The organism is Actinoplanes sp. DH11, assembly GCF_020873875.1.
GTDB lineage: Bacteria > Actinomycetota > Actinomycetes > Mycobacteriales > Micromonosporaceae > Actinoplanes.
Window position 1 is genome coordinate 98,680 of record NZ_JAHWGU010000005.1, and the last position, 12,793, is coordinate 111,472.

Consider the following 12,793-nt stretch of genomic DNA (forward strand, 5'->3'; position numbering starts at 1 on the left):
TCCGGACCGCGTAAGACAGCAGAACTGTTCGCACAAAACATGGGGAGACGGGGCCCGCGCGACATGCGCGGGCCCCGTGCTGTCGTACCCGGTCAAGGTCGTACCCGGTCAAAGGCGTACCCGGTCAAAGGCGTGCCCGGTCAAAGGCGTGCCCGGACGAGGGCGCGCCCGGTGGATCAATTGCGGTTGATCGTGAAGGTGCTCGTCGGGTTCTCGATGTCGCGGTAGTTGTCGCTCATCCGCAGGTTGTTGAAGGTCACCGAGCCCACCGCGGGACCCTGGCCGGCCTCCGGCATCGGGTTGGCCCAGATGCCGTAGCCGGACTTGGCGTCGTACTGGTCACCGCTGCGGCGCGCCCCGGTGATCGTGACGTTGGTGAAGACGGTGTCCTTGATGATGTTCTGCGGCTGACCGCCCACGTAGTTGGTCTGGAACATGATCCCGGAGTAGGTCGGGTCAACGATGTCGACGTTGCTCACCCGGATGCCCTGGAACACCTTCGAGGCGCTGAACACCCAGATCGCCGGGAAGACCTGGTTTCCCCAGAAGTGGCCGCCGGCCCGGACGATCGAGATGTTGTCGAAACTGGTCGGCGGGGAGGCGCCGAACCCGTTCATCGGGTAGCCGAAGTCCAGCGAGCTGATCGTGATGCCCGAGTAGACCAGGGTGTCCGCGATGTAGATGTTCTTGAACGTGTTGGCGTAGCCGCCGTAGACCGCGAGGCCCGCCGCGCGCCAGGTCAGGATCGACGTGAGGTTCGAGAAGACGTTGTTGATCTCGTCGGCGCCGCCCGCGTCGATCGCCGAGAAGAGCGCGAAACTGTCGTCGCCGGTGGCCCGGGCCTCGTTGTTGTCGACCAGGTTGTCGGTGCTGCCGTTGGTCATGTTCACGCCGTCGGCGAAGGTGTTCCGGATCCGCGAGTTGGTGATCTTCATGCGGTCGGTGTTGGCGCCCCAGTAGAGGCAGACCACGTGCTCGGTCCAGATGTTGTCGATCGTGATGTCGGCGACGTTGGCGAGGTCGAACACCTTCCCGGGACCGTCGATGCGGATCGTGTAGTTGCCGAAGAACGCGAAGTTCGCGAACGTCGAGCCGTTGGCGGTGGCGTCGGCCCGGAAGCCGGCGTCCGTCTCGGTCTGCGTCGACGGCGTGTGGAACCGGGTGTACCAGGGCCCGGCACCGATCACCCGCAGCGCCTTGCCGTAGACCTGGAACTTGTTGGACGTCTGGTAGTCGCCGGCCGGCAGGTAGACACCGATCTTGGTGCTGTCCTGACGGGCCGTGTCCAGCGCGTTCTGCACCGACTGCTGATCGAAACCGGTCGGTACCACGTACTTCGCGGCGTCCGGGTTGGCGATCGGGGCGACCTGTTCGGTGTTCATGAAGTCGATCGCGATCGGACCGGAGTTAGCGGCGTCCTTCTGCAGCTTGATCGTGCTGCCCGCCGGGAACGAGCCGGTCAGCATGATGTTCGCCTCGTCGTAGATGTGCCGCGGCCCGGAACCGGAGTTCTGCGGGCTCGCCTCGTTGCCGTACAGCCACGCGTACTTCGAGGTCAGCGGCAGCGTGCGGTTGAGCGCCCCGTTGACGTACACGTTTATCGAGCTGTTCGTGCCGTCCGGGATGGAGAAGCGGGTGACAAGGGTGTTCGTCGCCGCCCGGGTGGTCCACTGCACGTACGCCCCGGTCTGGTTCAGGGTCACCGCCCGGCGGCCGGACGCCTCACCGGCCAGGTCGCCGACCGTGCGGTTGGGCCCGACGACCGCCGCGCCGCCGCCGGTCTGACCGTCCTCGGCCTCGTAGAAGTCGAACGGCATGTTCGCGCCGCGCCCCACGAAGAACGGCTTCTCGCTGGTGTTGTTGGCCTGCTTGACCGGCAGCTCGTTGCCGTCGTTCGCCACCACCGTGCGCACCGTGTAACGGCCGTTCGCCGCTGTCCAGGTGCCCAGGTTGATCGCGGGGGAGGAGGCGCCGGCGGCGAGCGTGCCGGACCAGGAGCCGGTCAGCGTACGCACCACCGTCGACCCGTTCAGCACGGTGAGCGTCACGGTGTGCGCGCCACCGGCCGAGGCGGCCGAGCCCTGGTTGCGCAGGGTGACCGAGAACGTCACGGTGCTGCCCGCGGCCGGGGTGGCCGGCGACCAGTTCACCGACGACGCGACCAGGTCGGAGCTGCTCACCGGGGTGACGACGAGCGCCGACGGGTGGGTCCACGAATTGTTCGCCTCGTTGGTCTCCAGGACGGCGTTCGCCTCGTCGACCTTCGCGGAGAGCTGGTAGCTGCCGGCGTCACGGGCGCCGATGCTCACCGAGACCGTGGTGGTGGCGCCGGCGGCCAGGGCCGGGACTGCCACGGTGCCCGCTCTGGCCGTACCCAGGTAGAAGTTGACGTTGGAGGCCGCCGACGCGGCCGAGCCCGCGTTGCGCACCGTGGCCGACGCGGTGATCGCGGTGGTCTCCACCGGTGCGGCCGGCGTGAAACCGGTCGAGGTGATGGTCAGGTCCGGGTTCGGCGCCAGGGAACCGAACGCCTGCACCTCGGCGACCTGCCCGCTCGGGGCGCCGCTGTTCGCGGTGAAGGACAGACGCAGGTCGGCGACGGTCGCGCTGACCGGGATGGTCACCGTGTTGCCGGTGGCCGGATTGAAGGTGTACGAGGCACCGGCCTTCACCGTCGAGAAGGAGGCCGCCGACTGCTCCCGGCCGAGGATCGCGAAGCTCTGCGTCCGGGTGCCCCACGCACTGCTCGGGTCGAGCTTGACGACCACCGAGGTCAGGGCCGCGTTCGCACCCAGCTTCGTGGTGAGCGTCGCGGGGTAGGCGCCGCCCTCCCAGTAGGTGGCGGTGTTCTCGTCGTTCGCGTTCGTCGCGACGAACGTGTGCACGGTCGACGACGCCTCGATCGGCTTCTTGGCAGCGAGGTTCGTGCCGGTCGGCGGGTTCGGGTCCGGGTCGGGGTCCGGGTCACCGCCGGTCGGGCCGTAGACCTCCAGTTCGGCGAGCTGACCGGCCGGCCAGCCGGTGTTCGCGGTGAACGTCAGCCGCAGGTAGCGGACGTTCGTGGCGGTCAGGTCGACGGTCACCGTGTTCGCCGACGACGGGTTGAAGACGTACCCGGCGCCGGCCTTGATCGTGCTGAACGACGAGCCGTTCGTGCTGCCGGAGATGGCGACGGTCTGCGTGCGGGTGGCCCACGCGGTCTCCGGCGGCAGCTTCAGCACGGCCTGGTCGACCTGGACGGTGGAGCCCAGATCGACCTGGAGCCACTGCGGGAAGGCGTTGTTGGCGCTCTCCCAGTAGCTGTTCGCGTTGCTGTCGCCCGCGTTGCCCGGGCCGTAGACCTCGGACTGGCTGCTGGCGGTGAACGTCTTGCCCGCGGCGAGGTTGGGGCCGGCCGCCGAAGCGGCAGGCGCGTGGAGGAGGGCGCCGGCGAAGCTCGCAGCGGCGGCCGCTGCGAGGATCCGGCGTCTGAGTCGAGACATGGGAGCGCCTCTCTGGACGGGGACGGAGGTGGTACGCCGGGCGCCCCGGGCGGTGGAACCCGGGACGCCCGGACGACTCAGCCGCGCGGCTCGGTGTGAGCGGTGCGCAGCCAGGCGGCGGTGTCCGGGGGGAGGAGACCGCCGTCCTCGAGAGGCCCGCTGAGGAGCAGCGGACGGGTGTGCTCCGGCAGCGGGACCGGCGTGCCGGACAGGTTGAGCACGCAGGCGAAGTCCGTCCCGCGCGTGTAGGCGAGCACCCCCGGCGCCGCGTCCAGCCAGGTCATCGCCGGGGCGTGCAGGCCCGGTTCGGCGCGACGCAGGCGGATCGCCGAGCGGTAGAGCTCCAGCATCGAACGGGGGTCGCCGGTCTGCGCCTGGACGGTCCGGTCCTTCCACTCCGCGGGCTGCGGCAGCCAGGGATCGCCCTCGGTGAAGTCGAACGGCGGCTCGTCGGCCGCCCACGGCAACGGCACCCGGCAGCCGTCGCGGGTGTGGCCGCGCCGCGCGTACATCGGGTCCTGGATCGCCTCGGGCGGGATGCTCTCGTTCTCCCAAAGACCCAGCTCCTCGCCCTGATAGACGTAGGCAGAGCCGGGCAGCGAAAGCGACAGCAGCGCGGCGGCACGCGCCCGGCGGGTGCCCAGTTCCAGGTCCACCGGGGTGCCGTCGAGGTTGTTGTCGAAGCTGAACGTGGTGTCGGTGCGGCCGTACCGGGTCACGTGCCGGGTGACGTCGTGGTTGGACAGCACCCAGGTGGGCGGTGCGCCGACGGCTTCGTGCGCCTGGAGAGTCCGGTCGATGCACGCCCGCATCATCTCCGGGTCCCAGGCGCAGCCGAGGAAGTCGAAGTTGAAGGCGGCGTGCAGCTCGTCCGGGCGCAGATAGTTGGTGAACCGGTCGACCTCCGGCATCCAGACCTCGCCGATCAGGGCCCGGTCCGGGTACTCGTCGGCGACCCGCCGCCAGGAGCGGTAGACGTCGTGCACGGCGTCGAGGTCGTGGAACGGGTGCGGGGCGCCGTCGGTCACCTCGGGCAGTTCCGGGTCCTTGAAGAGCAGTGCCGCCGAGTCGATCCGGATGCCGTCGACACCCCGGTCGAACCAGAACCGCAGGATGCTCTCGAACTCGGCCTTGACGACCGGGTGCTCCCAGTTCAGGTCGGGCTGTTCCGGGGTGAACAGATGCAGGTACCAGGCGCCGTCCGGGGCCCGGGTCCAGGTCGTCCCGCCGAACTCACCGGTCCAGTCGGTCGGCATCCGATCGCCGCTGCCGTCGCCGCTGCCGTCGCCGCTGCCGCCGTCGCCTCGGCCGGGGCGGAACCAGAAGTAGTCCCGCTCCGGTGCGTCCGGGGAGGCCAGGGCCGCCTGGAACCACGGGTGCGCGCTGGAGATGTGATTCGGGACGATGTCGACGATCATGCGGATTCCCGTCGCGTGCGCCTCCGCGATGAGCGCCTCCGCCTCGGCCAGGCTGCCGAAGACCGGGTCGATGTCGCGGAAGTCGGCGACGTCGTAGCCGGCGTCCGCCATCGGCGACGGGTACCAGGGGCTCATCCAGATCGCGTCGACCCCGAGGTCACGCAGGTGGCCCAGCCGGGCACGGATGCCACCGATGTCGCCGACGCCGTCGCCGTTCGAGTCGGCGAAGCTCCGCGGGTACACCTGGTAGATGACCGCGCTCCGCCACCACCCGGGGGCGTCATTTGTGGACACGAGCACCTGCTTTCTGCGTGCGTACGTGGGCGTGTGGGGTCCGGCGGACGTCGTCGTCCGCCCGGTGGATGCGGGTCTCTCAGCCCTTGAGGCTGCCGGTGGTCAGGCCGGACATGATGTTCCGCTGGAAGAGCAGGAAGATGATCACCGTGGGGATCGCGGCGATCACGCTGGCCGCGATGACCACGTTCTGCGGTGTGCCACCGGCGAAGGCGTAGATGCCGACGCTTACCGTCCGGGTCTCCGGCGACGGCATGACCAGTTTCGGCCAGAGGAAGTCTTTCCAGACCGCCGTCACCGCGAAGATCGAGACCACGCCGAGGATCGGGCGGGACATCGGCAGGATGATCGACCAGAGGGTACGCATCGGCGTGGCACCGTCCACCATGGCCGCCGCCATCAGGTCCTCGGGGATCGAGTCGAAGAACCGTTTGAGCAGGAAGATGTTGAACGCGTTCGCGACGAGCGGCAGCCAGATCGAGAACGGCGAGTCGAGCAGGTTGAGGTGCAGGATCGGCAGGTCGATCACGGTCACGTACTGCGGGACGATCAGCACCATCGCCGGGATCATCAGTGTCGCCAGCATCAGGCCCAGGATCGCGTTGCCGAACACCGGCCGCAGCTTCGACAGCGAGTACGCCGCGGCCGTGTCGAAGATCAGCTGGAACACCACCGCGCCGGCCGCGTAGTAGAACGTGTTGAACAGCAGCTTGCCCAGGTCCAGGTTGTTCCAGGCGTCGATGTAGTTCTGGAACTGCGGATCCTTCGGGAACAGCGACGGCGGGGTCTGCGCGATCTCCTGACCCGACTTGAGCGCACCGGTGACCATCCAGTAGAGCGGACCCAGGAAGACCAGGGTGAACCCGAGGACGACGACCGAGAGCAGGAGCCAGTAGATGACCCGGCCACGGCCGCGGCGCAGCTGAGCGTGCGAGATGAGGGTCCGCGAACCGGAGTCCTGTGCCATGGTCAGTTCTCCTTGGTGCTCAGCCGGACGTACACGGCGGAGAAGGCGGCCAGCACGAGCAGCATGATCACGCCGAGCGCCGCGGCGCCGTTCAGGTCGTTCTGGAAGAAGCCGTGCTGATAGATCAGGTACGCCACGGAGGTGGCCGAGTCCTGCGTGCCGGCCCCGTTGGCGAGGATCAGCGGCTCGATGAAGAGCTGCATGGTCGCGACGATCTGCAACATCGCGAGCAGCGCCAGGATCAGCTTCGTCTGCGGGATCGTCACGTGCCAGATCCGCTTCACGATGCCCGCGCCGTCCAGTTCGGCCGCCTCATAGAGCTCACCCGGGATGTTCTGCAGGGCGGCCAGATAGATCAGGACGGCGCCACCCATGTTCATCCAGGTGGAGGCGATGACCATGGCGGGCATCGTCATCGTGGGCGACTGCACCCACTCCGAGGTGGGCAGGCCCAGGCTGGCGAGGATCGCGTTGAACAGGCCGGCCTCGCTCGGGTCGTACGCGTAGAACTTGAAAAGAAAAAGGGCCGAGGCCGGCGGCAGCATCACCGGCAGGTAGACCAGGATCCGCAGGTAGCCCTTGGCGTGCCGGAACTCGTTGAGCAGGATCGCCACCAGGAACGGCACCACGTAGCCGAGCACGAGCGCCAGGACCGTGAAATAGAGGGTGTTCTTCCAGGCGGTCCAGAAACTCGGGTCGGCGATGATCCGGGTGTAGTTGTCCCAGCCCACCCAGGTGGTCTCGCCGCGGCGGGTGCGCTGGAAGCTCATCACGACGCCGCGGATCATCGGGTACCACATGAAGAGGGCGAAACAGATTACCGCCCCGATCAGGAACGCGTGCCCGGTGAGGTTGTCCCGGAGCTTGCGGCTGCGGCGGGCGCTCGCCGACGGCACGGACGCTGCCTGCCGGGCCGGCGGCGGGGCAGTGATGATCGCCAAGGGAAAACTCCTGTTTCTGTCGTCGAGGGGCGCGGGGGCCGGACGGGCCGGCCCCCGCGACGGCCGGGTCAGCTGCCGGCGGCCAGCAGCTGGTTGACCTTTTCCTCAGCGGTCTTCAGCAGGGCGTCGATGTTCGCGTCCGGATCGGTCAGGACCCCGGACATCGCCGAGTCGAGCACCGCGTAGATCGCCTGCGCGTTGCGCGGCTCGCCCTTGATCGGGACCGGGTTCGTCTCGAAGAGCGCGAAGTTCGCGGTGTCCAGGTTGGCGTTCGCCTTACGCAGGTCGAACTCCTGCTTCTGCGCCTCGCTGCCGTTCGCGAACAGCAGCGGCTGGGGCAGGCCCACCGGGTAGTTCTGCGGCTTCGCCCGCTCGTAGTCGAACTGGCCCTTGCCCGGCGTCAGCTTCTGGTAGGCGATCCACTTCAGACCGGCCTTGACCTGCTCCGGGGTGAGGTCCTTCTTGAAGAAGTAACCCTCGCCGCCGCCCAGAGTCGCCTTGGCCGGGCCGTCCTGGCCGGGCAGCGGAGCCATCGCCCAGTCCTGGAACTTGCCCTGGAACTGGCTCACGATCGCCTGGGTGGCGTCCGGCGCGCCGATGAACATGCCGACCTTGCCCGCGCCGGCGTTGGTCAGCAGGTCACCCCACTGCAGCAACTGGCGGCTGCCCATGCTGTTGTCGCCGTACCGCATGTCCTTCAAGTTCTGCAGGACCTGCTTGCCGGCGGCGTCGTTGAACGCGGCCTTCTTGCCGTCCTCGCTGAGCACCTGGCCGCCCTGCGAGTAGAGCAGCGACGTGAAGTGCCAGCCGCCGGTGTTGCCGGCGCTGTACTCCGAGTAGCCGGCGACCCCGCCACCCAGCGCGGAGATCTTCTTGGCGGCCGCACGCACCTCGGCCCAGGTCTTCGGCGGGTTGTCGACGTCGAGGCCCGCCTTCTGGAACAGGACCTTGTTGTAGACCAGACCCATCGAATAGTTCTTCACGGGTACGGCGTACAGCTTGCCGCCGTCGGTGAAGACCTCCTTGAGCGCCGGGTCCACGCTGTCCCAGGTCGGGATGTTCTCCTTCGTGGCGTACTCGGTGATGTCCATCGCCTGGCCCGCGTCAAGCACCTGCTGGACGTCGGTCATGTATCCGTAGAAGACGTCGGTCATCGTGCCGCCGGCCAGCCGGGCGGTGAAGTCCGGCGGGTTGTTGCACTGCTCGCCGACGCTGACGCTCTTGATGATGATGTCGGGGTTCTCCTGCTGGAACGCGGCGACGTCCTCGTTCCAGTTGGCCAGGAGTTCCTTCTGGGCCCCCACCGGCTGGCAGTCGACCGTGATGGTGACCTTGCCGCCGGCCTCCTGCCCTCCGTCGTCGCTCTTGGTGGAGCACGCCGTGAGGCTGAACCCCAGGCCGGCCACGAGCGCCAGCGCCGCGACCTTCCGGTATTGCGGTACGGACATCTGTCCATCCCTTCGGGAGCGGGTGTTATCCACGGCCATCGCTGATCTGTGTCATCAGTTGTCTCCCTGCGGGTCCGCTTCGGTGGCCCGGACCCGGCGCGGGAGTGAGTGGAGTCACTGTAACGAGACAGACTTATGTCGGCAACGTTTCGATCGTGCTCTGCAAAGAGTCGACTTGTTCGCGACAGATCCTGACAGCGAAGTGATTCGCGCAGAGTGACTCGGTTTCGGCCATCTTCGGCAGCGGGCTTGGGCCTGCCGACAACGCAAAAAAGGTCGTCGATCGCTTCAGCGATCGACGACCTTCCCCTGCACGTGGCAGGCGCGGTGCGGTCAGTGGGCGGGCGCGGGGGCGGTGGAGCCTCGCACCACCAGTTCCGGCTCGAAGAGGAGCTCGTCGCTCAGCACCCGGGCCTCCTCGATCTGGCTGACCAGGATGTCCACGGCGGCCTGGCCCATCGTCTCGATCGGCTGGCGGACGGTGGTGAGTGGCGGGTCGGTGCAGGTCATGAACGCGGAGTCGTCGAAACCGACCACCGAGATGTCGGCCGGGACGGCGCGGCCCAGCCGGCGGGCGGCTCGGATGGCGCCCAGGGCGAGCACGTCGCTGGCGCAGATGATGCCGGTGACGCCGCGCTCGACCAGCTTGGTCGCCGCGACGCGGGCGCCCTCCATCGAGAAGCTGGACCGCTCCACGATCGTCTGGTCCGCGCCGGCGACGGCAAGCATGGCGGCGAGCTTGCGGCGGGACGGCACGTGACCTTCCGGGCCGAGGACCATGCCGATCCGTTCGTGGCCGAGGGAACGCAGATGGCCGTACGCCTGCTCCACCGCGACCGCGTCGTCCGTGGACACCCGGGGGAATCCGAGCTCGTCGACGCCGGCGTTGACGAGGACGACCGGCAGGCCGCGGTCGGTCAGGCGCCGGTAGTGCTCGTGCGAGGCGTCGGTCAGCGCGTAGGACCCGCCCGCGAAGATGACGCCGGAGACCTGGTGGTCGAGGAGCATCTCGACGTAGTCCGACTCGGGAACGCCGCCGATGGTCCGGGCGCAGAGGGCCGGGGTGAACCCGCGCTGTGCCAGCGAGCCGGTCACCACTTCGGCCAGGGCCGGGAAGATCGGGTTCTGCAGCTCGGGCAGGACCAGGCCGACGAGGCGGGCCCGTTCCCCGCGGAGTTTGGTGGGTCGCTCGTACCCCAGCACGTCGAGGGCCGTGAGCACCGATGTGCGGGTCGCCTCGGAGACACCGCTGCGCCCGTTGAGAACCCGGCTCACGGTGGCCTCGCTGACGCCGGCTTTCTTCGCCACCTCGGCTAGTCGTTTGGTCACGACGGAATCCTACGTCAGATTCCTGCAAGAATTGAACCGTGCGAAGCGCTTCGAAGCCGGGAACTTCGGTTGTCCTTGCATTCGTTGCGCATCGGCTGGCGAGCTGGTGCGGTCGGTGGAGATTCTTTCGCCGCGATGTCGATCGGCCCGGTACCCGATCGTCATGGGAGCACGACAACGAACGGAAGGACACAACCGTGCGCTACGTCATGATCCTCACTGGGGACGAGTCGAACTGGTACGAGCCGAAGCTGCCCGACGGGCTCATGGACGAGGTCGGCGCCTGGTGGGGCAAGTGGTTCGAGGCCGGGAAGATCGTCGAAGGCGGTGCGGAGCTGCAACCGACGACCACCGCGAAGACGGTGGGCCGCGGGCGGGACGGGAAGCCCGAGGTGACCGACGGGCCGTACCTGGAACTCAAGGAAGTCGTCGGCGGCTTCATCCTGTTGGAGGCCGACGACATCGACGACGCGGTCGCGGTGGCGGCGGGCTGGCCCGGCATCGCCGCCGTGGGGGACAAGGTGGAGGTCCGGCCGATTCTGGAGCGCTGACCGGGCGCCGCCCGCAACGACGAAGCTCACGGTGAGCGCCGGCAGGGTCACGGTGAGCGTTGGCAGGGCTCTCGGTCAGCGCCGGTGGGGCTCACGGTGGGCGCTCACCGGGGGCCGGTCTCCCGGGTCAGGGACTCCAACCGGCGGGTCAGCAGGTCGCGTTCGGCCGGGTCGGTGGCCAGCGCCAAGGCTCGGCGGGTGGCAGTGGCCGCCTCGGCCGGCCGGTTCAGCCGGTGCAGGAGGCCGGCGCGGGTGGCGTGCCAGAGGCGGTACCCGTCCAGGCGCCCGGCCAGCGCGTCCACCTCGACCAGGGCCGCGGCGGGGCCGTGGACGAAACTGGTCGCCACCGCCCGCCCGAGCAGCACCACCGGCGTGGGGCGGGTCGTCGCCAGGAGGTCGTAGAGGCGGCGCACCGTACCCCAGTCGGTCCTCTCGTAGGCCGGCGCCAGCGCATGCTGCGCCGCGATGGTCGCCTCCAGCTGGTAGGGCCCGGGCCGGTCGTGCGTCGCCGCCCGGGCCAGCCGGCGGCACGCCGAGGCGATCAGGTTCGTGTCCCAGAGTGACCGGTCCTGATCCTCCAGGAGCACGAGCCGGCCGGCCCGGTCGAAGCGGGACGCGGTGCGGGACTCGGAGAGTTCGAGCAGGGCGGCCAGCCCGGCCACCTCGGGTTCGGCAGGCATGAGCGACGTCAGCCGGCGGGCGAGGCCGAGCGCTTCCCGGGCGAGTTCCCGCCGGTCCGGGCCGTTGCGGCCGGGCATATCACCGGCGGGGGCGGGGGACTCGGCGGCAGAGGGCTTGCGGGCAGTGGGCTCAGCGGCACGGGACTCGGCGGCGGAGGGCTTGGGGGCGGAGGGCTTGGGGGCGGAGGGCTTGGGGGCGGAGGGCTTGGGAGCGGAGGGCTTGGGAGCAGTGGGCTTGGGAGCAGAGGGCTCGGCGGCGGAGGGCTCGGCTGGAGAGGCCCGGGTGGTCAGGTAGCCGTCGTTGTAGAGCAGGTAGATCACGCGCAGGACGGACGGCAGGCGGGCCGGTAGCTCGCCGGGCGGTGGGACCTCGACGCGGACGCGGTGGTGGCGGAGGTGGCGTTTCGCGCGTACCAGTCGCTGTGCCGCAGTGGCCCTGGGCAGCAGGAACGCTGCGGCCACCGACTCGGCGGGCAGGCCTGCCACCGCGTGCAGGGTAAGTGCGACGCGGGAGCTCTCGGGGAGGCTGGGATGGCAGCACGCGAAGATCATCGCCAGGCGGTCGTCGCCGGTCGGTGGTCCCGGCGGGCTGCCGGGGAAGGTTCCGGAAGCAGGGTCGGCGGCCGGATCGGAGCCGGGGCCCGTGGCGGGGGCGGTGGCGAGTTCGGCGGCCAGCGCGGCGTGCTTCGCCCGGCCGTTCGCCTCGCGGCGGAGGCGGTCCAGGGCCTTGCGCCAGGCGGTCCGGACGAGCCAGCCGGGCGGATTCCCGGGTACGCCTTCGGCAGGCCACCGCCGCAACGCCTCGGCTATCGCGTCCTGAAGGGCCTCCTCGGCGCGGTCGAAGTCGTCGAGGCGGCGCGCGAGGACACCGAGCATGCCGGCGGAGTCGTTCCGCCACACGCCATCGAGGATCTCCCGGACGCCGTCCACCCGCCCAGTCTGCCCGCCCGGCCCCCCTGCCCTGCCCGGGCCGAGCCGTGATCGGGCGCCGGGCCACGCGGGATCAGGGAAAACGCTTCGGGGGAGGTGGGTGGGATGGGATGTTTTGAGACGACCGGGAGAAAGGGGCCGTCACCACATGTCCGACTGGCAGAACGACAGCTGGTCGTCCGGGGCGGGGCAGGACGACTGGTCGGCGCAGGCTCAGGACCGGCAGCGGGACTCCGTGCACCGGCTTGCCAACGTCAGCAACGACATGGCGACGGCCACCCAGGCGGCGGTGCGGGCGGCCGAGACCGCGGTGCAGGTGATCCAGCGGCTGGAGGCCAGCAGCACGGAGATCGGCAAAGTGGTTCAGCTGATCGCCACGATCGCGAAGCAGACGAACCTGCTGGCGTTGAACGCCACCATCGAGGCGGCTCGGGCCGGTGAGGCGGGGCGCGGGTTCGCCGTGGTGGCGAGCGAGGTCAAGGACCTGGCGAACGAGACGGCCACGGCCACCAGCGAGATCGGTACGCAGGTGGGTGGCATCCGGTCGGACACGCAGAACGCGGTGTCGGCGATCGAGGAGATGCAGGGCCTGATCGAGGAACTGGACCGCTGCCAGAAGGTGATCAGCGGCATCGTCGTGGAGCAGCAGGCGGGCTGAGCGCGGGCTGGGCCACGGACGGGCTGGGCCCCGACGGACGGGCTGGGCCCCGACGGACGGGCTGGGCCCCGACGGACGGGCTGGGCCCCGACGGG

9 protein-coding genes are annotated in these 12,793 nt (G+C 69.4%); 2 read left to right on the plus strand and 7 right to left on the minus strand.

What is annotated here, in order from left to right; all coding sequences use genetic code 11:
* Positions 1-176: 176 nt before the first annotated feature.
* The 6 genes from LPA41_RS09225 to LPA41_RS09250 form a co-directional block, all read right to left on the minus strand.
* A complete protein-coding gene (locus LPA41_RS09225) occupies positions 177-3,482 on the minus strand; it encodes a CARDB domain-containing protein (protein WP_229069597.1) in 3,306 nt (1,101 codons plus the stop codon).
* A gap of 77 nt (positions 3,483-3,559) precedes the next feature.
* A complete protein-coding gene (locus LPA41_RS09230) occupies positions 3,560-5,194 on the minus strand; it encodes a glycoside hydrolase family 13 protein (protein ID WP_229069598.1) in 1,635 nt (544 codons plus the stop codon).
* A gap of 79 nt (positions 5,195-5,273) precedes the next feature.
* Entirely contained in the window at positions 5,274-6,161 is an 888-nt protein-coding gene (locus tag LPA41_RS09235; protein ID WP_229069599.1) for a carbohydrate ABC transporter permease, read from the minus strand.
* Between the two features lie 2 nt (positions 6,162-6,163).
* On the minus strand, positions 6,164-7,102 hold the full coding sequence (locus LPA41_RS09240; protein ID WP_229069600.1) for a carbohydrate ABC transporter permease: 939 nt from the start codon (positions 7,100-7,102) through the stop codon (positions 6,164-6,166).
* Positions 7,103-7,170: 68 nt separating this feature from the next.
* On the minus strand, positions 7,171-8,550 hold the full coding sequence (locus tag LPA41_RS09245) for an ABC transporter substrate-binding protein (protein WP_229069602.1): 1,380 nt from the start codon (positions 8,548-8,550) through the stop codon (positions 7,171-7,173).
* A 333-nt stretch (positions 8,551-8,883) separates the two neighbouring features.
* Entirely contained in the window at positions 8,884-9,879 is a 996-nt protein-coding gene (locus LPA41_RS09250) for a LacI family DNA-binding transcriptional regulator (RefSeq protein ID WP_229069604.1), read from the minus strand.
* Between the two features lie 197 nt (positions 9,880-10,076).
* Between LPA41_RS09250 and LPA41_RS09255 the strand changes: the two genes are divergently transcribed.
* Complete coding sequence (locus tag LPA41_RS09255; protein WP_229069606.1) at positions 10,077-10,430, plus strand: YciI family protein; 354 nt, start codon at positions 10,077-10,079, stop codon at positions 10,428-10,430.
* Positions 10,431-10,534: 104 nt separating this feature from the next.
* Here LPA41_RS09255 and LPA41_RS41770 read toward each other — a convergent pair whose 3' ends face one another.
* The gene (locus LPA41_RS41770) at positions 10,535-12,040 is read right to left on the minus strand and encodes a DUF6596 domain-containing protein (protein WP_308036529.1); all 1,506 of its coding nucleotides are present in this window, start codon (positions 12,038-12,040) and stop codon (positions 10,535-10,537) included.
* 148 nt (positions 12,041-12,188) lie between these two features.
* On the opposite strand from LPA41_RS41770, the gene LPA41_RS09270 reads away from it, so the two are divergent.
* Complete coding sequence (locus LPA41_RS09270) at positions 12,189-12,698, plus strand: methyl-accepting chemotaxis protein (protein WP_304523756.1); 510 nt, start codon at positions 12,189-12,191, stop codon at positions 12,696-12,698.
* Positions 12,699-12,793 lie beyond the last annotated feature (95 nt).

Excerpts from the sequence above, each read along its gene's own strand:
- LPA41_RS09225 (WP_229069597.1), bottom strand. The coding sequence starts at position 3,482 with ATGTCTCGACTCAGACGCCGGATCCTCGCAGCGGCCGCCGCTGCGAGC.
- LPA41_RS09235 (WP_229069599.1), bottom strand. The coding sequence starts at position 6,161 with ATGGCACAGGACTCCGGTTCGCGGACCCTCATCTCGCACGCTCAGCTG.
- LPA41_RS09245 (WP_229069602.1), bottom strand. The coding sequence starts at position 8,550 with ATGTCCGTACCGCAATACCGGAAGGTCGCGGCGCTGGCGCTCGTGGCC.
- LPA41_RS09270 (WP_304523756.1), top strand. The coding sequence starts at position 12,189 with ATGTCCGACTGGCAGAACGACAGCTGGTCGTCCGGGGCGGGGCAGGAC.